General features: G+C 40.7%; 20 protein-coding genes. 13 read left to right on the forward strand and 7 right to left on the reverse strand.

The features are described 5' to 3' along the window. The first annotated feature begins 13 nt into the window (after positions 1-13). From PSH54_RS05100 to PSH54_RS05115, 4 genes are all read left to right on the forward strand, one after another. On the forward strand, positions 14-1,093 hold the full coding sequence (locus PSH54_RS05100) for an endonuclease/exonuclease/phosphatase family protein (RefSeq protein WP_273605623.1): 1,080 nt from the start codon (positions 14-16) through the stop codon (positions 1,091-1,093). 484 nt (positions 1,094-1,577) lie between these two features. Continuing rightward, positions 1,578-2,477, forward strand: a complete 900-nt coding sequence (locus PSH54_RS05105; RefSeq protein ID WP_273605624.1) for a nucleotidyltransferase domain-containing protein — start codon at positions 1,578-1,580, stop codon at positions 2,475-2,477. 164 nt (positions 2,478-2,641) lie between these two features. Next, complete coding sequence (locus tag PSH54_RS05110; RefSeq protein ID WP_443197764.1) at positions 2,642-3,109, forward strand: hypothetical protein; 468 nt, start codon at positions 2,642-2,644, stop codon at positions 3,107-3,109. A 124-nt stretch (positions 3,110-3,233) separates the two neighbouring features. Continuing rightward, positions 3,234-4,238, forward strand: coding sequence for a PIN domain-containing protein (locus tag PSH54_RS05115; RefSeq protein ID WP_036972188.1), 1,005 nt, complete (start codon positions 3,234-3,236; stop codon positions 4,236-4,238). Positions 4,239-4,618: 380 nt separating this feature from the next. On the opposite strand, the gene PSH54_RS05120 is transcribed toward PSH54_RS05115, so the two are convergent. Then, positions 4,619-5,995, reverse strand: a complete 1,377-nt coding sequence (locus PSH54_RS05120; RefSeq protein WP_273605626.1) for an NAD-dependent succinate-semialdehyde dehydrogenase — start codon at positions 5,993-5,995, stop codon at positions 4,619-4,621. 182 nt (positions 5,996-6,177) lie between these two features. Further along, entirely contained in the window at positions 6,178-6,684 is a 507-nt protein-coding gene (locus tag PSH54_RS05125) for an NUDIX hydrolase (RefSeq protein WP_273605627.1), read from the reverse strand. A 238-nt stretch (positions 6,685-6,922) separates the two neighbouring features. Between PSH54_RS05125 and PSH54_RS05130 the strand changes: the two genes are divergently transcribed. The 6 genes from PSH54_RS05130 (at position 6,923) to PSH54_RS05155 (ending at position 13,327) form a co-directional block, all read left to right on the forward strand. Further along, positions 6,923-8,263: a sigma-54-dependent transcriptional regulator gene (locus tag PSH54_RS05130; protein WP_024031667.1), complete on the forward strand. Its 1,341-nt coding sequence runs from the start codon at positions 6,923-6,925 to the stop codon at positions 8,261-8,263. A gap of 212 nt (positions 8,264-8,475) precedes the next feature. Then, complete coding sequence (locus tag PSH54_RS05135) at positions 8,476-8,691, forward strand: hypothetical protein (RefSeq protein ID WP_004588505.1); 216 nt, start codon at positions 8,476-8,478, stop codon at positions 8,689-8,691. Between the two features lie 27 nt (positions 8,692-8,718). Beyond that, positions 8,719-10,203, forward strand: coding sequence for a sensor histidine kinase (locus tag PSH54_RS05140; RefSeq protein ID WP_273587922.1), 1,485 nt, complete (start codon positions 8,719-8,721; stop codon positions 10,201-10,203). Further along, complete coding sequence (locus PSH54_RS05145; protein WP_024031669.1) at positions 10,204-10,665, forward strand: response regulator; 462 nt, start codon at positions 10,204-10,206, stop codon at positions 10,663-10,665. A gap of 61 nt (positions 10,666-10,726) precedes the next feature. Next, the gene (locus PSH54_RS05150) at positions 10,727-12,697 is read left to right on the forward strand and encodes an ATP-binding response regulator (RefSeq protein ID WP_273605647.1); all 1,971 of its coding nucleotides are present in this window, start codon (positions 10,727-10,729) and stop codon (positions 12,695-12,697) included. A 15-nt stretch (positions 12,698-12,712) separates the two neighbouring features. After that, complete coding sequence (locus tag PSH54_RS05155) at positions 12,713-13,327, forward strand: fumarylacetoacetate hydrolase family protein (protein WP_273605628.1); 615 nt, start codon at positions 12,713-12,715, stop codon at positions 13,325-13,327. On the opposite strand, the gene PSH54_RS05160 is transcribed toward PSH54_RS05155, so the two are convergent. The 3 genes from PSH54_RS05160 to PSH54_RS05170 form a co-directional block, all read right to left on the reverse strand. Next, positions 13,284-14,162: an ABC transporter substrate-binding protein gene (locus PSH54_RS05160; protein ID WP_273605629.1), complete on the reverse strand. Its 879-nt coding sequence runs from the start codon at positions 14,160-14,162 to the stop codon at positions 13,284-13,286. The genes PSH54_RS05155 and PSH54_RS05160 overlap by 44 nt on opposite strands. A 153-nt stretch (positions 14,163-14,315) precedes the next feature. Then, on the reverse strand, positions 14,316-15,368 hold the full coding sequence (locus PSH54_RS05165) for an aldo/keto reductase (protein ID WP_121637059.1): 1,053 nt from the start codon (positions 15,366-15,368) through the stop codon (positions 14,316-14,318). A 66-nt stretch (positions 15,369-15,434) separates the two neighbouring features. Next, positions 15,435-15,857 (reverse strand): acyl-CoA thioesterase, encoded by a 423-nt coding sequence (locus PSH54_RS05170; RefSeq protein WP_054983500.1) that lies wholly within the window; start codon positions 15,855-15,857, stop codon positions 15,435-15,437. A 476-nt stretch (positions 15,858-16,333) separates the two neighbouring features. Between PSH54_RS05170 and dinB the strand changes: the two genes are divergently transcribed. Next, positions 16,334-17,386: a DNA polymerase IV gene (dinB, locus tag PSH54_RS05175; protein ID WP_273605630.1), complete on the forward strand. Its 1,053-nt coding sequence runs from the start codon at positions 16,334-16,336 to the stop codon at positions 17,384-17,386. Between the two features lie 239 nt (positions 17,387-17,625). Then, the gene (locus PSH54_RS05180) at positions 17,626-19,161 is read left to right on the forward strand and encodes a M17 family metallopeptidase (RefSeq protein WP_004588515.1); all 1,536 of its coding nucleotides are present in this window, start codon (positions 17,626-17,628) and stop codon (positions 19,159-19,161) included. 219 nt (positions 19,162-19,380) lie between these two features. On the opposite strand, the gene PSH54_RS05185 is transcribed toward PSH54_RS05180, so the two are convergent. Together PSH54_RS05185 and PSH54_RS05190 are read right to left on the reverse strand one after the other, a co-directional pair. Then, positions 19,381-21,018 (reverse strand): methyl-accepting chemotaxis protein, encoded by a 1,638-nt coding sequence (locus PSH54_RS05185; protein ID WP_138611389.1) that lies wholly within the window; start codon positions 21,016-21,018, stop codon positions 19,381-19,383. A gap of 143 nt (positions 21,019-21,161) precedes the next feature. Continuing rightward, entirely contained in the window at positions 21,162-23,387 is a 2,226-nt protein-coding gene (locus PSH54_RS05190; protein WP_273605631.1) for a S9 family peptidase, read from the reverse strand. A gap of 112 nt (positions 23,388-23,499) precedes the next feature. Here PSH54_RS05190 and PSH54_RS05195 point away from each other — a divergent pair, with 112 nt between their 5' ends. After that, a complete protein-coding gene (locus PSH54_RS05195; RefSeq protein WP_004586851.1) occupies positions 23,500-23,904 on the forward strand; it encodes an HIT domain-containing protein in 405 nt (134 codons plus the stop codon). Positions 23,905-23,943 lie beyond the last annotated feature (39 nt).

Below are 23,943 nucleotides of genomic sequence, written 5' to 3' on the forward strand. Positions count from 1 at the left end.
TAAGGATATTTAAATGCTCATTGCACTGGCTATAATCATTGGCTTTTTTTTATTAGTGACCTTATTACCTATGTCGTACAGTCAGCACTACTTAGTGCGCAGCTGCGACTTTGTTCGACTACAGGTATTTTATATAGCCAGCGCTGTTGCAATTATATCGTTTTATTTACTGTGGCAAAGCGGCAATAGCGGGTATTTGTATACTGCTTTAACCGCATTACTAACCATGGCATTACAAGGTAAGTGGATATTTCCATACACTTGGCTTGCTAAAAAAGAAGTTAAAACGGCCTCCGTGAGCGAAGATCACAGTGTAAGAATCATGTCGGCTAATGTGCTTATGTCAAACCACAATAGTGAGCAACTAATCTCACTGGTTGATAAACACCAGCCCGATTTATTAATTACCCTTGAAAGCGATAGCTGGTGGGAAAATAAATTAGCTGTTCTTAAAAAAAACTACCCCTATTATATTGAATGCCCTAAAGACAACCGCTACGGCATGCATTTATACAGTAAATTTAAAATTCTTGATGCGCAAATATGTGAGCTCATTGAAGATGATATTCCTTCAATTCATATCCTGTTCGAAAACAATGAAGGCCTTGAAATGCAAGGGCACTTTATACACCCCGCGCCACCAAGCCCCACTGAAGAAGACTCATCGCGCCCACGCGACTCAGAGCTAATAATGGTCGCTAAAGCACTTAAAAAGCCAACACGCCCGACCATTGTCGCCGGTGATTTAAACGATGTGGCATGGTCGCGCAGCACCCGTTTATTTATGCAAATAAGTGGTTTTTTAGACCCACGTAAAGGCCGTGGTTTTTATAACACCTTTCACGCAAGTTACTTTTTTATGCGCTGGCCGCTCGATCATTTATTTCACAGCCAAGGGTTTAAAGTAAAGCGCATTAAGCGCCTTGCTAAATATGGCTCTGATCATTTTGCACTACTTACCGAGCTGGTGTATGAAAACGCCAAGCAGCATTCATTAGAAGATAAACCAAAAGAGCTAAAGCAAGAAGAAATTCAAGAGCTTGCTATGAGCAAAGCCGATAAACGAAAGGTGCCGAGGTTTGAGAATAGCTAGCTATTAGTTTTTAGCTATTAGCTGTTAGTTGAATATGTTTTAACTTGAACGCTCAGGTTTAATCCATGATATTTCTTCAGACTTGATAACTTCATCAGCCAGTGTAGGTCGGATAAGCGAAGCGCCATCCGACACAGTAAAATACCTTGCCAATTATAATCAATATTTATGTTATCGAGTGCCTCATGGCGTGAAGCTACCTTCCAGATTTAACTCATTTCTGCCCCAAAATTGTTTAGCTCAGGATTCCTGACCACTTTCTCATGTCAACTCTTGACCTACATATACTAATAACAGATTATGAGCCTAGTTGAGCAATTGTGATTATACAGGCATGTTCTGCAATTTGTGAGTGGAAGGATGTAATACACATATAGAACAATATGTTACTTCTATGGCGTCTGTATTTTATGAAAATTTTATAAATACATCGCCTGCAGAAAAGGCACTGTTAGTTGCCAAATCATCGTAGTATGGAGTATTTATGAACAGGGATTGGGAATCTGTTTTTACAACTTGGTCGCAAGGGCCAAGCAAAACAGAACAGGAGCGAGCGGAGAATGCGGAGCGCCAAATTAGACAAGCAATTCATGATAGTGAAAAGTTAAGAAATCGAAATATTAAAGTTTTTACACAAGGCTCTTATCGAAATCGTGTCAATGTTAGAAAAGATAGCGATGTTGATATTGGTGTTGTTTGTTTTGATACATTTTTCCCTGTATACCCCGATGATAATGTTAAAGCCGAATTAAATAAGAGTTTTAGTGACGGCGTTTATACTTATGCATTATTCAAGAATGAGCTTGAAGAAGCTCTTGTTTCTAGGTTTGGTAGAGAAGCTGTATCAAGAGGAAGCAAATCATTCGATATCAAAGAGAATACGTATAGAGTTGAGTCAGACGTAGCTGCATTTTTCGAACATCGCAGGTATACATCCGTAACTCATTACTTATCAGGAGTTGAAATGATTCCTGATGATTACACTCCTCCTAGAGTGAGAAATTGGCCTGAACAGCATTATCAAAATGGAGTGGCAAAGAATGACGCTACATCTAGAAGATACAAGCGAGCCGTAAGAATACTCAAAACCCTTTGCAATGAAATGGCAAGTAAAAAAATAAAATCTGCTGAAGATACGCCAAGTTTTTTAGTTGAATGTTTGGTGTTTAACGCATCAAATGAATGTTTTGGCTACCAATCTTTCAAGCCAATGGTTAGAGCTGTTCTTGCTGAACTATTCAATAATACTATGAATGATCAAAAATGTAGTGAGTGGGGTGAAGTTAGTGAACTAAAATATCTATTCCGCTCTTCGCAGCCTTGGACTCGTCAAGGAGCTCATCAGTTTATAAGTGATGCATGGGATTATGTGGGGTATGAATAATGCTAACTAGACTTCATATTTCGTCATTTGTAGGTCTCACCATAATTGTCTGGCTATTGGCTCTCTGGTTTCAAGGCATGCCTGTGCTAAATGCTGACTTTCTAAAACCTTTCGGCATGGTTGTTGGCGTAATTGCGATTTTTGTTACCCTTTTTAATAAGTACATGTGGTCATGGAAAATCTTTAAGGGCTGGTATGTAAAACGGCCAGATATTAGGGGCACGTGGAAAGTAGAATTGAAAAGCAGTTGGATAAACCCCGAAACAGGAGAGGAAACTCCTCCTATTTACGGTTACGCCGTCGTTAGACAAACTTTGACTTTTCTAAGCGTACGTTTAATGACTAAAGAGTCTCGATCTATTTTAGTCGCTCATAGTATTGAACAACAAGAAGATGACGATTTATTCAAGCTTGTTGGAGTTTATCGAAACGAACCCAAAATAGAGTTACAAGGGAAACGAAGTGAAATTCACCATGGGTCGTTTGCACTAGAAATTCATGGCTCACCCGTGTATGAGCTTGAAGGGTATTATTGGACTGATAGATCCACCAAGGGAGGAATGCAACTCACTGATAGAGTTAAAAAATTGTATGATAGCTATAATCAGGCTGAGCAAGAATTTGGCAACTAACAAGTCATTCAAAGGACAAAAAAGTAGCTGGATTTTGCTCCTTCGTCGCTAATTTTAGCCAGCTATTTTATTGCCTCTGATTGAGGCGTTAACTCTACTGAAAAAGTTCATCATTTGAGGTTATATGAATTATATATGTCTTGATACTTGCGTATTTCTTGATATTTCAACGAAAAAGCAAGATCTTGCTTTGGTTTCAGCTTTGGAAGAGCTAGTCGAAACCGATGTGGTGAAACTGGTTGTTACAGACTTGGTTGCTGAAGAATACGAGAGAAATAAAGAAGATGTTGCAAACAAGACTGCAAGACGATTGTCTCAAGAGTTTAAACAAGTAAAAGCTGTGGTAAGTGAGTTCGCTAGTGCAAACCAAGAGCAAACGCTCGAAGTGCTAAATGACATAAATGCACGATTGCCTTTATTAACAGATGCCAATTACAGCACAATCAACAGAGTCGAAAAACTAATCCAGTCTGCGGAGCTAATTAATATTAGTGAGCGTTCAAAAGTTGCAGCGGTTCAACGTGGCTTGGATAAAAAAGCCCCATTTCATATCAGTAAAAACTCGGTTGCAGACGCTGTTATTATCGAGCAGTTTTATGAGTTTTCGCTTGATGTTGATGCTACTGATAGCTGCTTCTTTATCACTCACAATCACAATGATTTTTCAGCCAAAGACCATAGAAAACCACATGAAGACTTCGACGATATTTTTAATCGTGAAAATGTTCATTATTTCAATAATCTTGCATCAGCTTTGAACATCATTGATGAGGATGTGTTGGCTGAGATCGAGTTTGAGTACGATTACACTGAAGAAACTCGTGGCTTACGAGAAATTCTTGATGTAATGGACGAGTTGGTGGATAAAGTTTGGTACAACAGACACCAGAATAGGATGTGGCAGATCGAACATGGTGAAATTGAAGTTGTGCCGGAGGGTACCGAACGGTACGGAAGTGCTGTCATACATGAACATATCCTAGAGGGTGCAATTAAATCTGCACAAAAAGTCGAAAGTAAGTATGAGGACACCGGTCCGTGGTCAGACTTTGAATGGGGTATGATAAATGGCAAATTATCAGCCTTACGTTGGGTTCTTGGCGACGAATGGGATATGTTAGACACCTAACCTAGCGTAGTTTTAACAAACGCCCAAGGGAGCAACCTACTTTTCCTAATCTAACAGATACACTATGGAGCACTAGTTCTAAAACGAAACTGTCCAAAAACGAGTTTACTGACCGTTTGCTCACCACTCTTACCTGCCTAGCTAAGCCAGGTTGTCTAAATTCTATGCTCAGTATTAGTCAATTGACAGCTTTGTTTTTAATTTATCTCACAGTGTTTACGGTTTTAAATACACTTGTTGGATAGATCTATTCGTGCATAAAACCATGCAGATTCGTCCATAAAAAAGCCTAAAAGTGATTGCTCACCTTTAGGCTTAATAATATTTTTTAAAACACGTATAAATATTCTTTAAATACGTGTATCTCAGGTGTAGCTAAATTAGCTATTAATCATAATACATTTGATATTCACAAATTCGCGCATACCAAAGCCGCCGTGCTCTCGGCCGTAACCACTTTCTTTAACACCACCAAACGGTAGGTTGGGTTGAGCAAGGCCGTAACCGTTAATGTTGATCATACCGGTATCAAAGTGCTTTTTAGCCAGTTCAATGGCTTTTTTCTCATCTTTAGAGAAAATACCACCGCCTAAACCATAGCGAGAGTCGTTGGCGATGCGCATTGCATCGTCGTTGTCTTTTGCTTTAATGAGCGAGGCTACAGGGCCAAATAACTCGTCATCGTATGCTGGCATGCCCGGCGATAAATTATCAAGAATAGTCGGTGGGTAGTAGTAACCTGTTTGCGATGGTACTTCACCGCCTGTGACTACATTTGCACCTGCTTCAACAGATTGCATTACTTGGTCGTGAATTTTATCACGTAAATCTTCACGAGCCATTGGGCCTAGATCGGTATCTTCGGCCATTGGGTCGCCCATTTTTAATGCTTCAAATTGCGCTTTAATTTTTTCTTTAAAGTCATCATATAATGACTCTACAACCACAAAGCGTTTTGCCGATACACAGGTTTCGCCGTTGTTGATCATGCGCCCTGTAACACAGGTTTCAACAGCAAGGTCTAAATCTGCATCATCAAGTACTAAGTAGGCATCGTTACTGCCAAGCTCAAGTACTGTTTTTTTAACGTATTTACCTGCTTCCTCAGCTACTTTTTTACCGGTAGCGTCGCTGCCTGTAAATGTTACGCCGCTGATTGCTTTGTGTGAAATAAGCGCGCTGGCAGTTTTGCCATCAATAAGTAAGTTGCTAAAGCAATATTCAGGGAAGCCCGCTTGTTTAAACAGGGTATCGATTTTCTCTGCCATACCAAATACATTACCGGCATGTTTAAGTACGGTGGTGTTACCGGCCATAATGTTAGCTGCACTGTAACGAATTACTTGGTAAAGCGGGAAGTTCCAAGGCTGAATACCTAATAAAACGCCCGTAGGTTGGTAGCTAACAATAGCGCGGCCGCCATCCATATCGCGCTCTTCATCGCCAAGTACTTGTGGGCCGTTTTCGGCTGTATAACGACAAATACCTGCGCACAGTTCAATTTCTTGAAAACCTTGCTCGTACACTTTACCCATTTCTTCGGTCATTAGCTTAGCAATGGCTTCTTTTTGATCTTCAAATAAAGAGGCTAGTTTATTTAAATACTTAGCACGCTCGGTAAATGAGGTTTGGCGCCATTTTAAATATGTTTCGTGAGATTTTTCGACTACCTTCTCAGCTTCCTCTTGAGAAAGCAGCGTGTAGGTATCAATGGTTTGTTCAGTTGCGGGGTTGATTGTTTTAACTGTGTTACTCATTTTTATCTCCTTACAAATTAGTTATCAGTAAGGGTGCAAACACAAAGCCAGTTTGTTTTATAAAGTAAAATAGAGCTTAAGTTATTGAATAGTAGTCGCTTTAAATTTAATTGTGGGATGTAAATAAAAAGCGAGTGATGAGCAAGCAGTAAAAAATACTGCTTTATGCAAATTTTACAGCCTTAGTTAAATAGTTGCTGTGCTATTTGTTTTAGTAGGTAAGTTTCACGAATGATAGACAGCCCTTGTTTTTCACTAAGGCTCATTGTGCGCTCGTTGTGTGCAATGGCGTCGTATATATTGACCCATTTAGGCGTCATACCATTTTGTTGCTCGTAATGTTCAAGCTGAGCTTTGCCAAGCTCTTTGTCTGTATCGCATAAATAGCAATACGACTGTATATGTATAATATCAAAGTCGTCTTTATACCAAGGGCGGTACTCTTCGTATAACCCAAAGGGTTTAATAACCTGTATATTTTGCGCGCCAGTTTCCTCGCTAAGCTCTCTTATTAACCCTTGCTCTAGGGTTTCACCTTCATCTACACCGCCGCCGGGTAAACTGTAGTCTTCGTAGCGATTGGTATACATTACATCTTTAATCACAATGGCGCGGCCTGTGCGGCGGGTAAATTGAGTGCCTTGGTTTAAATTTATGCCAGGGTGGACCATTGTTTTTAATAATTGCATTTTGTCTCCTTTTTAAAAGCAAAATTATATCAGCTGGTATACTTAGGCGAGTAGTAAAAATAATTCTAATTATTTTTAAAAATTATGATCGGTATGGCTTAAGTTTACGTACATACTCGGTTGTTAAAATTAAACGTTAAAAGACTCAATAGTTTAATCATTTTTAAGAGATTCTAGTAGCCCCTTTTATTTGCAAAATAGGGTGCGTAGAATAAGAAGAAAAGCATAGGGATTTATCATGTTAAACATACTTTTAGTCGATGATGACGTTGAATTTAGTGACGTTGTTTGCCACATTGTCGAATTCCTCGGGCACAACATTTGTACTGCAACTAGCTTAAAAGAAGCACATCAATGGTTTGAAAATAATACCTTTGATCACGTATTACTCGATTTTATGCTGCCAGATGGCAGTGGTCTTCATTTACTCGATCATTTAAAAATGATTGGGCAGTCTCCAAAAGTGACGCTTATTTCTGGCCACCCTTCAGTAAAAGGGATTTTGGCAGACATGTGTGAGCAAGATGTTGGGCATTTATTAAAGCCGCTGCAACGTGAAGACCTAGAGCTGGTATTAAACGGCCCTAAAAAAACAGCTAAAAAAGCTAAAGTTCCGGCTATTACTCGCCATTTTAATAGTTTAATTGGTGAATCAGAGCCAATGCAAAAGCTTTACACCATGATAGAGCGCGTAGCTAAAACCAATGCTAACGTGATGCTAATGGGTGAAAGCGGTGCCGGTAAAGAAGTGGTCGCCCAAGCAATTCATAACGCAAGCCAATGTGAAGGCCCTTTAGTGGCGAGCAACTGTGGTGCTTTGTCTAAAGAATTAATAGGTAGTGAGTTATTTGGCCATGAAAAAGGGGCTTTTACAGGTGCAATTGCCCGTAAAGAAGGTGTGTTTGAGCAAGCAGATGGCGGTACGTTATTTTTAGATGAAGTAACCGAAATGCCTATAGATATGCAGCCAAACTTACTGCGTGTACTTGAAACTAAAAAAGTAACACGTGTAGGCGGCAATCGTGAACTGCCTATAAACTGCCGCGTTATTTCTGCGACTAACCGTTCGCTGACCGACTTAGCGCAAAATAATATTATTCGTGAAGATATTTACTTTAGACTTGCGGTTTTCCCCATTGATATACCTGCGCTGCGAGAGCGAAAAGAAGATATTCCACTGCTTGCGAAAGCCTTTTTAGAGCAGCTTAACGATGAAAATGGCACTTCGTTTTATTGGCACAACGAGCAGCTAAAAGAACTACAGCAATACGAGTGGCCAGGCAATGTGCGTGAACTTCGCCACGCTATCCATCGCGCCTTTATTATGAGCGACCCACAATCGAGCGAAATTACACTTCCGGATAACTTAGAGTCGCCGTTTTCGCGTGTAAATACGCAAGTGGCCGACAACCATGTTTCGGCAGGGCAAACCATTGAAGAAGTCGAAAAAGAGTTAATCCACGCCACGCTAGATAAGGTGCAAGGTAATAAAACGCTAGCTGCACAAATGCTAGGGATCAGTACAAAAACATTGTATAACCGATTAAACGCATACGGCGGAATTGGAGAATATAAATAACCTGAACTCTGAATAATAAACCTATCTCTAGCAGCTATTTTCAACGTTAACTGCGTTTAACTTGCTTGCAATAGGCCAGCTATTGACGCGTAAATTCGCCTTGTTTTCATTGAAAATCTCTGGCTAGAGAAAAGAATTTGATTATCACTATAATTTAATATTTTAGTGGCTCTCTTAATCAGAGTTCAGGTTAAATAAGTATAGGAAGTAATATGAGTGATGAAAAAGAAGTTAATACGCTAAATAAATTGGTACATGATGCGAGAGCTCCACTGAATAGAATTTCTATGAATGCAGAGCTCATTAAACTGGTATTAGAAAACGATATGCCAAAAGACAAAGCGTTAGCAGCACTCGATAAAATAATTTCAAACTGTCAGCAATGTAGCGAAAGCTTGCAAAACATTACTGATTTTAATAACAAGTAGTCATTTAAAATTAGGTATTTACACATAATGAGTAAGCAAAAGCAGCAGGGTAAAACGAATATAACGTGGGCCGCTTTTATTGCAATAGTACTGTGCATTGTTGTTGGCAATGCAGTTTTGGCATTAAGTACTATTCAGGGATTAACGCAAACGCAAAAAAGCTTGGATAACACCAGTTTATTAGCCGATGCCATAGAGCGTCTTCACTTATCAATTGTGCAGGCAGAGTCTGGCCAACGCGGCTATTTACTCACCGAAGAAGAAGACTACTTAATACCTTATTACGATGCGATAGGGCAAATAGAATCGCAAAAGGAGCATGTAAAGTCTTTACACTCTGAAATTGATGGCCAAGCTGAGCGAATTGCTGAGCTATTAGTGTTAACAGAAGCTAAAATTAAAGAGCTTAAACAAACGGTTAAGCTGGCTACTAATGACAAAGAGCGCCGTGCGTTATATGTATTAAATACGCACAGAGGGCGAGAGCTATACAAAGATATTCGCGTTAAAGTTAATGATATTCAAGACCGAGAATTACTGTTTAAGGTGAGCCATTTTTCTAAGCTGGCACAAATAAAAAATGAAGCAAAAATCACCTTTGCTATTACAGCGGTTACCAGTGCGCTTTTAATAATAGGTATGTTTTTATTAACCCGCCTAAATTTAAGAAACGCGGCTAAATACCGTGAGGAGCTTGAAAGACAAAACGAAACGCTTGCAACAAAAGTGTCTGAGCGCACGCAAGAGCTGACCTTATATTCAGATGAGCTTAGCCGCTCAAACCGTGAGCTTGAAGAGTTTGCGTTTGTTGCCAGCCATGACTTACAAGAACCACTACGAAAGATTCAAGCATTTAGTGACCGCCTAGAAACCATGTTTAAAGATGAGCTGGGCGAAAAAGGCATAGATTACATAGGCCGTATGAAAAATGCAGCGCAACGTATGTCTAACCTTATTAACGACTTGCTAGAGTTTTCGCGGGTAACAACGCGAGGTAAAGACTTTGATGACACTGACTTAAAAGGCGTTGTTAACGACATTTTAAGTGATTTAGAAGTGGCCATTAAAGAAAGCAATGCGCACGTAGAGGTGGGCGAACTACCGGTTATTCAAGCCGATAAAAGCCAAATGCAGCAGTTGTTTTTAAACTTACTGTCTAACGCTGTTAAGTTTAGAAAGCCAGGTGTTGAGCCACACATAAGCGTAATGTACGAGCACAAAGACGAGTTTAGTGAAGAGCATAACGAAAAAGTGGGTTGGCAAATTATTACCATAAAAGATAATGGTATTGGTTTCTCACAAGAGTATGCTGATAAAATATTTGTACCATTTCAGCGCCTGCATGGGCGTTCGGAATATAAAGGCACAGGGATTGGGCTTTCAGTTTGTAGGCGTATAGTTGAGCGGCATGGTGGGATAATTACTGCTCATAGTAAAGACGGTGAAGGGGCAACCTTCATAATAAAATTACCTGTGGAAACAACGCTTTTCACACTTCAAGGAGAGGCTTAGATGCCGTATTCAAAAGTGAAACCTATTACAATATTAATGGCAGATGATGACGAGGATGATCGCCTACTCACGCAAGATGCGCTAGCCGAAAGCCGTGTATTAAACGAGCTGCATTTTGTGGAAGATGGGGTTGAATTATTAGAGTACTTAGAGCGCAAGGGTAAGTTTGAAGATAAAAATTCATCGCCACGCCCAGGGTTGATTTTGCTTGATTTAAATATGCCACGTATGGATGGCCGTGAAGCACTTGAGGCCATTAAGGCAAACCCAAACCTTAAAGGCATACCGGTTGTTATTTTAACCACCTCTAAGCAAGAAGAAGACATGGTTAAAGGCTATAACTTAGGAGCGGCCTCTTATATTACTAAACCGGTAACGTTTGATGGCTTGGTTGATTTAATGAAAACCCTAGGAAAATACTGGGTAGAATTTGTAGAGCTGCCGACAACGTTTAACGACTAAATAAGTAGCAACATTAAGCCCCTAATTAGGGGCTTATTAAATGCAATTAAAAGGAGGTAGTATGTTAGATAAAGTGACTCGCTTACTTTTAGTAGAAGACGATGAAGATGATTACATTCTCACTTGCGACTACTTAGAACAGTTAGATTCACATACATTTGACATAGAATGGATAAGCTCTCCTGAGCAAGCAATAAGCATTTTAAGTAAAAACGATCACGATATTTGTTTGCTTGATTATCGATTAGGCGCCTCAAATGGGCTAAGTGTATTAAAAAAGGCCATTGCTAATGGGTTTAGCGGGCCAATTATTATGCTTACAGGGCAATCTAATGATGAATTAGACTCTGCAGCACTTGATGCCGGCGCGGTAGATTACCTTATAAAAACAGAAATGAGTTCGAGCCGGTTTGCTCGCGCTATACGTTATGCTTTAGCGCGTAAAGATGTTGAAGGCGAGCGAGTAGAGCGTTTAAAAGCCGAAGCAGAGAACCGCTCAAAAGACAGATTTTTAGCCCACTTAAGCCACGAATTACGTACCCCGCTTTCATCTATATTAGGTTACACAGAGTTACTGCTACAAAGCGACTTTAGCAAACAGGCCGAAAACGAATTAGGGGTTATTTACCGAAACGGTAAGCACTTGCTGAGCTTGTTAAACGACGTGCTCGATTTATCTAAAATTGCTGCCGACAAATTAGAGCTCACATTAAGTGAAGTAAACTTAGATAGCATGCTGGCTGATGTTTACACCTTAATGCGTGTATCTGTGCTTGATAAAGGTTTAAAGCTTCGCTTTGAGTCTCTACAGCCTTTACCTCTTATTGTGAGAGTAGATGCCACCCGCGTACGCCAAATTCTCATTAACTTAATCAATAATGCGGTTAAATTTACCGAAAAGGGCGAAATAGTGGTTAGTGCCTGGACCGAGTGGGTTGAAGGCCAAGAAATGCTATTTTTTAGTATTAAAGATTCAGGCATGGGGATTGCCCCTGAAAAACAAGCATTAATTTTTAAACCCTTTGAGCAAATAGCCGATGTAGAATCGCGCTCTGTTGGCGGAGCAGGCTTAGGCCTTGCGATTTGTGCCGAGCTATTAGCGCGTATGCACGGCAGTATAGATTTAACCTCTAGAATGGGCGAAGGCTCTACCTTTACTATTTCGGTGTACCCAGGTGATATAAGCGAAGTAGAACGCCAAGTATTAAACTTTAGCAGTGGCTCGCAATTACAGACAAAATCAGCACCATGCAAAGTGACCGGCCGCGTATTAGTGGTTGATGATTTACGCGATTTACGCATGTTAGTTGGCCATATGATTAGCACATGTGGGGCGCGTGTAGACTACGCCGAGCATGGCCAGCAAGCGCTTGAAAAAGTAAGAATTGCCGAGGCGTATCGCTCGCCTTATGATATTATTTTTATTGATATACATATGCCCGTAATGGGTGGTAAAGAAGCCACAATAGAGCTTAGAAAAATGGGCTACACAGGCCCAATTATTGCGCTTACTGCCGCCACTATGAAAGGCATACATGAAGAGCTTGCCGCCCTTGGCTTTAACGATGTAATACCAAAGCCCGTTGATAGCTCTTCTTTGTATCAATGCTTACAAGATTACTTAGTATCGCCAGAGCATGCGCCTCAAGCTAAAAACATTCACAGCGACAAAGCTGTAATAGAGAAAAAGCAGCGCTTTTTATTGGTTGAGGACGACCAAGATGCAGCGCAAATTACGCAGTTGCTGCTAGAAAGTTTAGGGGTAGAAACCGTTATTACCTCAACGTGTGCACAGTGTTTACAAACCCTCAATCATGACCAACAATTTAATAAGGTATTGCTAGATATGCACTTACCTGACGGGCGTGGTGTAGATTTAGGGAAGCAAATTAACGAACGTTACCCTGACTTAAGCTTAGTGATTGTTAGTGGTGCAGAGCCCGATCCTAAGCAGATCAAAGATTTAAATATTAATCATGTACTTTTGAAACCGATTAACCTGAGCTTATTAGAAACCTTGATCAGCTCGTAATTTAGAAGTTATTTTATGCAGTCGATAAAACTAGAAAGTGAGATATTAACGCCCTCTAAAGTAGTATGCGTTGGGCGTAATTACACCGCGCATATTGCCGAGCTTAATAATGAGCTACCAGATCAAATGGTATTGTTTAATAAACCGAACAGTGCCATAACGGATACCTTATTTGCTACGCACAATAACGACACACTGCACTATGAAGCCGAGCTGTGTTTTGTTATTAAAAATAATGAGTTGGCAGGCGTAGGTTTAGGGTTGGATTTAACTAAACGTACCGTGCAAAGTAAGCTTAAAAATAAAGGGCTACCATGGGAGCGCGCCAAGGCGTTTAACGGCTCGGTATTATTAACGCCCTTTTTAGCTATAGCGGATGCTGAGCAGGTGTTTACGTTTGAGCTTAAAATTAACGATAACGTTATTCAACAAGGCGATACGCAATTTATGATACATAAGCCTAAAGATATTTTAAGTGAAATTAATGAGTTTATGCACTTAGAAAATGGCGATGTAATAATGACAGGAACGCCTGCAGGCGTAGGGGAAGTGCCTGCAAACAGCGTATTTACAGTAAGCTTGTATGCTAATTCGACGTGCTTGTTATCGCAAAGTTGGCAGGCGCAATAGGGTTAAGTATTTGCTGTTGGTAATGCTTAGTAAACTGCGGAAAACTTTGCTCTAACCAAAAACGCTGACTATTTATATAAGCAGGCGATTGTAATACCTGCTTATGTAGCGCTTTATTTATTTTATTAAGCGCCTTAGTAGCAAAATCATTCGGTGCTCTTACTGCACACCCTATAGCCCCTAAAACAAACTCTCTGGGGTCTTCTTCAATTGGCAAACTGACTATATTTTTAAACTTACTGTGATTGACAAAATAATCCCCCATAAACGGGTAGTCTATTGTGTAATCTAAAAAGCCGCGACTTAAGCGAGCAATAACAGCTTGGCTTTCATTTTCGCTGCTCCAGCTTAGCGATGCTTTATGATACACCGTGGTGTTTTCGATTATTTTATTAATTTTTGAAGTAAACTTGCGCGCCGCGGCTTGACCATATACATATTGCTCGTCTGACAATAAATGTATAAGTTTAATAGGGCTGCCATGCTTAGCGTGTATTTCTGGAGCAAGTTTTTGAGTGGTTAAAACCGAAAAAGGCGGGTAAACCGTGGTGGGGGTAGAAAACTGTAACACCCCATTGGCTGTTTTTTTATGAATAACACACGGAAAACATACATTATCGCCTTCATTTAAGTGCTTATTAATTCGCTCTTGCGGCACGATTAGTCGTGTATGTTTTACATCATCAATGCTGTTAATTAGTTGCTCGGTGAGGTTGTCGCAAATACCACCTTGCGGCGCATGCGAATCTTTATCCATATGAAACGGGGGCGTGTAACTTTGTAACCATACAATTTCTTTAATTGGATGAGTATTGTCAGCGTACCCGTAACGCATTAAAGCACCTAGTACACCAAAGAATAAAATTACATTTCTAAGCATAACTCACTAAAAACAATCATTTTAAGGTAACTTTAGTATAGTTTTACTTTGTATATGTTCAAATGTAAGAGAGAAAAAGGCAGTAAAAAAACTGCCTATTATTTGGGTTTAATATGGCTGCGGGTAATCTTTAAAAATAGTGCCAATTTCAGTTAGCGTGTCGTCGCTTAAAGTTATGCTAAAAGCGTCAATGTCTTCTTTTAATTGGGCCATGCTGGTCGCACCAATAATTGACGAGGTAACGCCATCGACTTGATTACACCAAGCAAGTGCCAATTGGGCTGGGGTTATGCCGCTTGCATGTGCAAGCTCTACATAACGCTGCGTGGCTTTTTGCGCGTTAGGGGTATCTCTAAAAATGCCATTGCGCTGCATAAATGTCCAACGCGAGCCCGCTGGGCGTGCACCGTTTAGGTATTTACCCGTTAGCAAGCCAGCAGCAAGCGGCGACCAAGGTAAATAAGCAATGTCTTCATGGATACACTGCTCAATTAAGTAGGGCCAATCTTTAGCGTGCGCTAGGCTAAACTCGTTCTGAATAGACACCATACGCGGTAAGTTATGCGCTTTTGCTAAATTTAAAAATTGGCTAATGCCCCATGGGGTGTCATCTGAAAGGCCACAATATTTTATTTTCCCAGCTTTAACACACTCATCAAGGCCCTCTAAAATATCAAGCATACCCGCCTGTTGTTGCTCAGTATCTACGTCACTAAAAGTGAGTTTACCTGGCCACTGCCTGCCAAAATGTGGGGTAGAGCGATTAGGCCAATGCAATTGGTATAAATCTATGTAGTCGGTTTGTAGGCGTTTAAGCGAGTTATCTACGGCCTCAATGACAGCGCTGCGTGTTATATCGCCGCCATCTCGTACCCACGACAAGCCATTGCCTGCAATTTTGGTCGCCAATACAATATCACTGCGCTTTTGCGCATTGCGACTTAGCCAGTTACCTATAATTTGCTCTGTTTTACCGTAGGTCTCTGGTGAAGGAGGAACGGCATACATTTCGGCAGTATCTATAAAATTAACGCCTTGTGCCAAGGCATAAGCTATTTGCTCATCGGCGTCTTGTTGGGTATTTTGTTTACCCCAAGTCATGCTGCCTAAGCATACTCTAGAAACATCAACACCGCTGCTGCCTAACGGACTGTATTGCATTTAAAATCCTTAAATTATGTAAGATCTTGAGAGTGGATAATTAATACCAATTCGCAATAAACCTACTTAAGCGAATTGGTGTAGTGCCGATAGTAATGGCTCTGAAATCGCCGCTTTTTGTCCTGTTTTAAAGTCAAACATAACAACTTGAGAATAGCCTGTGGTAGTAATAGCTTGCTGAGCATGGCTAAATACAGAGTAATTCATCATAAAACGGTCGCTTTTTATATCTGAAATAGTAATACCTACGGTTAAGGTATCAGGGAAGGTCACTGGACGTTTATAGCGAATATTGTTTTCACTAATCACCGGGCCTATTCCACCTGGTTTTATTGTATCAAACTGATTTATTTTATTTAGAAAATCGATACGCGCAATTTCAAAATAACGCAAGTACACCACGTTGTTAACATGTTGTAGGGCGTCCATATCGGCCCATGCTACGGTGATATCGGTATGAATAGGGTGCAGATCTTTGAACCTTTGCATGTATGTGTACTCTTAGTTTTAAATGAATGAGGTTATCAATATGGTGTTTGTAGCTCAAGACAATAAATGCCATGTTTTTTTATAAGATGATTGTACCTATTTATTTTTAGGACTACAGTTAAATAACACAGACAACACACACACGAGAACACACATGCAAAATATAATTAATTGGGCTTTAGCCAGTTTAGTTTTTATAGCGTCTTTTGCTTGCTATGCAATGGGTAATGCCTCCGGCGGCATAATGCTTTTAGCTGCGGGGTTTTTATTGGAGTTTGTTTTTTGGCTACATTGCTTTAAAAAATCAAAGCGCTTTAAGCAGCCGTTTTAAAAAAGCTGTTTAAAGCTTGCACGGTTTAACGCGCTACACCTAGTAGCGCTTTTAACTTTAGCAAGTTAAACAGGCTTTAATGGACTTGCTTAATTAAAGTGAATCCTTAATAATGGCTGTATAAATAAACAGTTGTTATGTGGTAATGAAAAAGTTTATTCATATCGACATGGACTGCTTTTATGCAGCGGTTGAAATGCGCGATAACCCCAAACTTGCCAGTGTGCCTTTAGCGATTGGTGGCAATAGCCGTCGTGGCGTGCTCTCTACAGCAAATTATATAGCGCGCGAATATGGTGTTCGCTCGGCTATGTCTAACTACCACGCTAAGCAATTATGCCCCGATTTAGTGATTGTGCCTGGGCGCATGGCGGTTTATAAAGAAATTTCTAACCAAATACGCGCTGTATTTAAACGCTATACCGACCAAATAGAGCCGTTGTCGCTTGATGAAGCTTACCTAGATGTAACCAACAGCACTGCATGCAAAGGCAGCGCAACGCTTATTGCTCAGCAAATTAGAGCAGATATTTATAACGATACCGGCCTTACTGCCTCTGCCGGAGTTGCTCCCATTAAGTTTATTGCCAAAATAGCCAGTGACGAAAATAAACCCAATGGCCAATTTGTGGTTTTACCGGATGAAGTTGATGCGTTTTTAAATAATTTACCGCTGGGTAAAATCCCTGGAGTGGGCAAAGTAACCCTCGAAAAGCTTAATTTAAAGGGGTTATACACAGGTAAAGACGTTCGCGAGAAAGGCGTTAATTGGATGCAGCAGCATGTGGGGAATTTTGGTGTATCGCTTTATCAAAAATGTGCTGGCGAATATATTGGTAAAGTAACCACTGAGCGAGTGCGTAAATCGCTTAGTGTTGAACACACCTATGAATACAATAAAAATAGCCTACAAGAATGTTTAGATCAGTTACCTAAATTACTGGAAGAGCTAACAGCGCGCCTTAATAAGCAACAGCTACAAAATCGTATTAATAAGCTAAGTGTAAAAGTGAAGTTTGCAAACTTTGTTGTTACCTCAGCTGATCAAGCTCATCATCAGTTAAATAATGCTATTTTTACTGAATTACTCTCTAAGGCGTATCAACGCGGGATGCAGCAACCGGTGCGCTTATTAGGTATTGGAGTAGGAGTTAAAAATGAACCTAATTTAAATTTGCAACTGAGTATTCTTGATTAACTACACGCTTTTTTGCAATTTAGAGTGCTTTAGCAAAGTAATTTAAACGTGGTATAAGCAGGGGCTGCCTTTACAAAAAACTATATAGTGGTTGTTAATTTCTTCTCAAAACACAGAGTCACTTTAGTTAGCTGTAAAACCAAGTTGCCAGATTAACATGAGCTGATCGCAGTTGGCTGGTTTTGTGTTTTTATATCAACGATAATAGCCCCTTATGTTTTCTAACAGGAGTTTTACTTATGGCATATCCTCAAGCGATAGCTGCACAATCACTTAGTGCAAGCTTTGACTCATTTTCTCACGATGCACTTATTATAATTAGTGATGACTTTTCTCAATTAGCCAATAACTCATTAAGTGATGCTATCGAATCACACGCTAAAGTAGATTCTCGTATTGGTAAACAAGTTACGTTTTTAGTGGTTGATAATGTACGTGTTGTTTTAGCACCTACGGGGCCGCTTAACCGCGATTACGATGATGTAAGACGCTACTTTGATGCCGCTAAGCTAGCGATTAACGAAGCAAAAGCCGCGGGCAGTGTAAACCCTGCTATTTACTTACCTAAATTACATACAGATGCGCGTTACCAGCATGCATTAGAAGTGGCGTATTTAGGCGCATGCCAAGCATTATGGCAACCTTTAGAGGCGCGCGAATACCACGGCGAAAGCATTGAACCTATTACGCAAATAGGTTTAATAGATGCAAATGAGCAAACAGTTAAAGCTGTAAATGCAATTGCAGCAGGGCAATATGCGGCACGTGACTTATGCGGTACTGAGCCTGAACGTATGGCGCCACCACGTTTTGCCGATTACTGTGTTGAGCTTTTTAAAGGCTCTAAAGTAGCGGTTGATGTGATTGACGATATTAACACGATAGATAAAAACTACCCTATGCTTAGCACTGTTGCGCGCGCATCTTATGCGGTTGAGCGCCACCACCCACGTGTTGTTAAGCTAGAATACGTGCCAGAAGGTGAAGTAACGCGCACGCTAATGTTTGTTGGTAAAGGATTAGTTTACGATACCGGCGGCGCCGATTTAAAAGTAGGCGGTTACATGGCGGGTATGAGCCGCGATAAAGGCGGGGCTGCATCCGTTGCGGGCTTTATGAAAGCCGTGGCAGATTACCAACCTAAAGGCGTTAAAGTTATTTCTTACTTAGCTGTGGTTCGTAATTCAATTGGCTCAGATTGTTTTGTACCAGATGAAATTATCACTAGCCGTGAAGGCGTACGTGTACGCATTGGTAACACCGATGCAGAAGGGCGTTTAGCTATGGGTGACCTACTTAGCGAAATGAAAGATGTAGCTAAAGGTGAAGTTAACCCAACACTGTTCACCGTGGCAACCCTTACAGGCCATGCGGCACGTGCTATGGGCCCTTACGGAGCATATGTTGAAAACGGACCTGCACGTAGCGCTAATACCTCTCGTCAAATAGCGGATTGTGGTGATTTATGGGCAGATGCAGCTGAGGTTTCTCGCTCTCGCCGTGAAGATTACGACTTTATCAAACCGCGTACCCTCGCTGATGATGTTTTATCAAGCAATAATGCGGCCTCTGCTGTTACAGCCCGTGGGCATCAATTCCCTATGGCGTTTTTAGCCGTTGTTGGTGGGCTTGATAAACACGGTAACGACTCTGAGCAGCCGCTTCCTTATGTACATATGGACATTGCTGGTAGTGGTGTTGAAGGCGGTGATTGGCAGCACGGCAAGCCAACCGCAGCATCAGTAACGAGCTTATTTGCACGCTACTGTATGTAATACCAATCCGCAATAATACTTAATCATTTTTCGGGGCTAAACGTGTCGCTATCTGTGTTAAAAAATTCTCATTTAGAACAACTAAATAGCAAATTTTTTGCCTAGCCATCAACACGTTTTTCCATCCTAAAAATAGATCACTTAATTATGCGAAATGGTATAAGCTAAAAACGCTTATGTAATAAAAAGCCCTGTTAATTCAGGGCTTTTGTTTTTTAATTATTTTAATTTAAAGCGATTAACCACGCTCGAAAGCCCTTGGCTACTTTGTTTAAGGTTATCGCTGGCATCGGTAAGTTGCTTTGTATTATTTAGTGATTGCTCGGTTGATTGTGATAGCTCGTTAATACGTAAATTAACCTCGTCAGCGGCTTGCGTTTGCTGCTCAGTGGCACGGGCTATTTGGCTGTTCATGTCGGTAATTATAGATACCAGCCTTTCTATTTCATTGAGCGATGTATCGGCAGATGAAACCTGCTCTACCGTCGTCACCGACAGTGCTTGGCTTGATTTTACCGCCTCTACAGCCGCTTTAGCGCCTTCTTGTAATTTAGTGATCATGGTTTGAATTTCATCTGTGCTTTGCCCAGTTCTGCTGGCTAATGTGCGCACTTCATCGGCAACAACTGCAAACCCTCTGCCGTGCTCGCCTGCACGAGCCGCTTCTATAGCAGCGTTGAGTGCAAGTAAGTTTGTTTGCTCCGATATACTTCTGATCACATCAAGCACAGAGCCTATATTGTTACTTTCGTTTGCTAAATCTTCAGTTACTTGGCTCACTGTTTCTATATTACTTGAGAGTGTTTCTATGGCGGTAATGGTATTCGCTACCACGTTTTTACCGGTTGAGGCATTGTGCGCTGCATCATTGGCAGCTTGTTCTGCGGCGTCGGCATTACGACTCACATCATGAATTTGGTGCGTCATTTGCTCCATGGCGGCGGCTACTTGTGTGGAACTGTCGTTTTGTAGCTCAATGAAGGAATGGCTTGTTCTACTTGACTCATCCACCGTGTGAGCGTGTCTGCTTACATCATCTGCACTGTGCGATACATGCACTAACGACTCGCGCATTTTTAAAACAAATAAATTAAAAGAGCGTGATAGCTCTGATATTTCATCATTGCCCGATTCGCTTAGCGTACGTGTTAAGTCACCTTCACCTTGCGATATGTTTTTCATCATGTCTGCGGCAAGACGAGTAGGCGTGAGTATACTTTTACCAATAAAGTAACTTAATAAAATGACAGCAATAATCATAACTAAGGCGCTAATTATGATGAGATTACGCTGCTCGCTAAATGCATCATCTATTGAATCTAGGTATACGCCTGAGCCAATAATCCATTGCCACGGGCTAAAACCTTTTACAAATGCGACTTTATCTACCGGCTGATCTTTTCCTGGTTTTGGCCATTTATAAGGTATAAAACCTTCTTTTTGTTGTTTTACAATGTTCACCATTTCTACAAAAAGTGCTTTGCCGTCGGGGTCTTTATTATTACTTAAGTCTTTACCGTTAAGCGCAGGCTTTATTGGATGCATTACCATTTTGGGCTGGTAGTTGTTTACCCAAAAGTAATTTGTTTTGTCATAGCGCAGCGCTTTTATAGCGGCCAGTGCTTGTGATTGAGCCTGCGCTTGTGTGAGTGTATTGTTTTGTTCAAGCTGGTGGTAATGCTCAATAACACTGTATGCTGTTTCTACTACATTTTGGGTTTTTAGATATTGCTCGTTTTTGAGTGAGCTATATTGATGAGTTAGGCTAGATATACTAAGTACTATTAGGCCAAATACAACAATGGCTATTAACAGTAAAAAACGCTGGAAAATACTGAAACTACGTAGGTTAAGCATTAATTTGTCCTCAATTAGTGTACGCCTTAGCGCATAGAATAAGCGTAGCTAAAAAAAGCGTTTAATCTAGGCTTACTAACTTATTAAGACAAAAAAAAGGCTGATTTTTCAATCAGCCTTTAGTCTATTTAGTCGTCATATGATTATTTAACATCAAAATGTCGATTGAAGAAGTTTGTGATGGTTTGGTGTAAATGTGTTTGCACCTGTTTACCGCGTAAGCTGTGTTTTGAGCCTGGGTAGGTCATCATTTCAAACTGTTTTTCGTTATCTTGTAGTTGTTTAAATAATTTAGTGGCGTGGGTAAATAACACGTTGTCATCTGCCATGCCATGGTAAATCATTAATGGGCCTTTTAAGCCATCAGCGTATGGGAATACGGCGCTGTCTTCGTAGCCTTTGGCATTGGTTTTAGGATGACCAAGGTAGCGCTCAGTGTAATGGGTGTCGTAAAGTGCCCAGTCAGTAACTGGTGCTCCCGATACACCGGCTTGAAAGTAATCGCCCGCTTTAAACATGGTCATTAGGGCCATGTAGCCGCCATAACTGTGGCCATAAATACCAATGCGTTGTGGGTCTACGTAATCAAGCGTGCGTAAAAACTCAACGCCTTTAATTTGATCTGCTACTTCTACAACACCTAAGTGCTTGTAAATAGCGTCTTCAAACTTTTTACCACGGTTGTAAGAGCCTCGGTTATCGAGCTGAAAAATAACATAGCCTTGTTGCGCCATGTATTGAAAGTACAAGTTTTTGCTGCGCCAGCTATTTGTAACGCGTTGTGCATGCGGGCCGCCATATACATTAACAATTACTGGGTGCTTTTTACCGTCTGCAATATTACTTGGTTTAAACAAGCGGTAATGCATTACTTGGCCATCTTCAGCTTTAATTGTGCCGTACTCTGGAGTTGCTAAATCACTTAAATAAGGTGTTAATGGGTGGCTATCATCAAGCTTATTTTGTTCAAGCCATGTGATAAATTCGCCATTTACTTTACGAAGAGCCGCCGAGTTAGGCTTGTTTACCGATGAGCTATTATCAATAAACGTTTTGCTGTCTTTAGCCATTACCACTTTGTGGTATTGGCCTTGTTCGGTGATGCGCTTAATATTGCCTTTTTTAAACAGTGGTGCGCTGTATAAATGGCTTTCAAGCGGGGTGTCTTTACGTCCTGCAAAGTACACTATGCCTTTTTTCTCATCCACGCCTTTTAAGCTATCAACAACCCAATCGCCAGAGGTGATTTGTCGAATTAGCTGGCCATTAGTGCGGAACAAATAAAGGTGTTTAAAACCATCGCGCTCAGAAGCCCATACAAAATGCTTTTTGTCTTTTAAGAAATGCAGATCAAAGTTTAAATTGATCCACGTATCGCTGTTTTCTGTTAGCGCTACTTTTTGCGTTTTAGTATCGCTATTGTAAAAACGTAGTTCTAACTTATGTTGTGAGCGATTTTGCCATTGATACGAAAGGGTAGTGCTGTCTTTTAGCCAGTTAGCACGTGCAATGTAAATGTCTTTATCGTCGCCTAAATCAACCCAGTCAACGTTTTGATTATTTAAAGACACCACGCCCAGTTGTATTTCAACGTTGTCGGTGCCTGTAAATGGGTAACGTTGATTAAATAGCTTTACTTCGTCAGCATAAATTTCGTTACGGATGGCTTCTTTTACTGGGGTTTCATCTACGCGAGTGAATGCAATTTTAGATTCATCGCCAGCCCACCAGTAGCCAGTCATACGGCTCATTTCTTCTTGTGCTACAAATTCGGCCATGCCGTTTTTAATAACGCCGCCGCCATCTTTGCTCAGTTGTATTTCTTTACCTGAATCAAGTGCTAAAGCGTAAAGGTTTTGCTCGCGAATAAACGATACATAGTTACCTTTAGGAGAAAAACGGGCATCGGTTTCAAACGCTTCTGTATTGGTAAGTTTTTTACTTTTACCAGATGCAAGCTCGTAATAATACAGGTCACCATTGAGTGGGAATAACAGAGCTTTGCCGTCTTTAGACCATTTGTACTCTAAAATACCTTTACCAAAAATACGTTGGCGTTCGCGGCGTGCTTTTTCCTCATCAGAGAGGTTTTCTGGGCCTGAAAACAGCTTTGCAGAATCAACCAGTATTCTGTTGGTGTTATCTTTTAAGTTGTATTCCCATAAATCATAACGGTTGTAGTCATCGGTTTTACCTTGCAGGTAAGTTACGCGGCTACCGTCTGGTGAAAATTTAAGTTGTACGGGAGCTTTACCCGACAAGCTCGGATCATCAAAAATACGCTCTAGCGATAATGGTTTTGCTTGTACGCTCAGTGCGCCAACAGCTAGCGGTAGTGCGAGGGTTAAGTGTTTTATTTTTTTTAGCACAAGGTTGCCTTAGCTTATTATAAATATTGTATTAAATGGTAAAGCTAAGCGTGTGCAACTGCAAATAAATGCTATAAAGTGGCCATTATTAAAGACTAACTAGGATGTGACGATGACGAACCACACTTTTGAACTCGCCCCAGAGCTTAAGCGCGATTGTATAGAACTGGCAGATTGGCCTTTATGTAAGGTGTTATTACTTAACGACAGCCAATACCCTTGGTTTGTATTGGTGCCCAGAAAACCTAATTTAAAAGAGATCATCGATTTATCTGATGCCGATCAAATTGTATATTTAAAAGAGTCGGCCAAACTCAGCAAGCTTATTATGCAAGTGTTTAGCCCTGATAAATTAAACGTGGCCGCTTTGGGTAATATGGTGCCGCAATTACATATTCATCATATTGCACGTTTTACAACTGATGCTGCGTGGCCTGCACCGGTGTGGGGTAAGTTTCCTGCAAAACCATACACAGATGAGCAAATAATAGCGCTAAAAAAAGCGCTGCAGTTATAAACTACAGCGCTTTATTAAACTATTACAAAGTATTACGTG

This window comes from Pseudoalteromonas sp. Angola-30 (assembly GCF_028599215.1).
Taxonomy (GTDB): Bacteria; Pseudomonadota; Gammaproteobacteria; order Enterobacterales; family Alteromonadaceae; genus Pseudoalteromonas; species Pseudoalteromonas atlantica.

Coding starts and splice junctions, on each gene's coding strand:
- PSH54_RS05155 (WP_273605628.1), top strand. CDS start 12,713: ATGCAGTCGATAAAACTAGAAAGTGAGATATTAACGCCCTCTAAAGTA.
- PSH54_RS05125 (WP_273605627.1), bottom strand. CDS start 6,684: ATGCAATTATTAAAAACAATGGTCCACCCTGGCATAAATTTAAACCAA.
- PSH54_RS05140 (WP_273587922.1), top strand. CDS start 8,719: ATGAGTAAGCAAAAGCAGCAGGGTAAAACGAATATAACGTGGGCCGCT.
- PSH54_RS05100 (WP_273605623.1), top strand. CDS start 14: ATGCTCATTGCACTGGCTATAATCATTGGCTTTTTTTTATTAGTGACC.
- PSH54_RS05180 (WP_004588515.1), top strand. CDS start 17,626: ATGGCATATCCTCAAGCGATAGCTGCACAATCACTTAGTGCAAGCTTT.
- PSH54_RS05120 (WP_273605626.1), bottom strand. CDS start 5,995: ATGAGTAACACAGTTAAAACAATCAACCCCGCAACTGAACAAACCATT.
- PSH54_RS05185 (WP_138611389.1), bottom strand. CDS start 21,018: ATGCTTAACCTACGTAGTTTCAGTATTTTCCAGCGTTTTTTACTGTTA.
- PSH54_RS05105 (WP_273605624.1), top strand. CDS start 1,578: ATGAACAGGGATTGGGAATCTGTTTTTACAACTTGGTCGCAAGGGCCA.
- PSH54_RS05195 (WP_004586851.1), top strand. CDS start 23,500: ATGACGAACCACACTTTTGAACTCGCCCCAGAGCTTAAGCGCGATTGT.
- PSH54_RS05110 (WP_443197764.1), top strand. CDS start 2,642: ATGTGGTCATGGAAAATCTTTAAGGGCTGGTATGTAAAACGGCCAGAT.
- PSH54_RS05170 (WP_054983500.1), bottom strand. CDS start 15,857: ATGCAAAGGTTCAAAGATCTGCACCCTATTCATACCGATATCACCGTA.
- PSH54_RS05115 (WP_036972188.1), top strand. CDS start 3,234: ATGAATTATATATGTCTTGATACTTGCGTATTTCTTGATATTTCAACG.
- dinB (WP_273605630.1), top strand. CDS start 16,334: ATGAAAAAGTTTATTCATATCGACATGGACTGCTTTTATGCAGCGGTT.
- PSH54_RS05145 (WP_024031669.1), top strand. CDS start 10,204: ATGCCGTATTCAAAAGTGAAACCTATTACAATATTAATGGCAGATGAT.
- PSH54_RS05165 (WP_121637059.1), bottom strand. CDS start 15,368: ATGCAATACAGTCCGTTAGGCAGCAGCGGTGTTGATGTTTCTAGAGTA.
- PSH54_RS05135 (WP_004588505.1), top strand. CDS start 8,476: ATGAGTGATGAAAAAGAAGTTAATACGCTAAATAAATTGGTACATGAT.
- PSH54_RS05150 (WP_273605647.1), top strand. CDS start 10,727: ATGTTAGATAAAGTGACTCGCTTACTTTTAGTAGAAGACGATGAAGAT.
- PSH54_RS05160 (WP_273605629.1), bottom strand. CDS start 14,162: ATGCGTTACGGGTACGCTGACAATACTCATCCAATTAAAGAAATTGTA.
- PSH54_RS05130 (WP_024031667.1), top strand. CDS start 6,923: ATGTTAAACATACTTTTAGTCGATGATGACGTTGAATTTAGTGACGTT.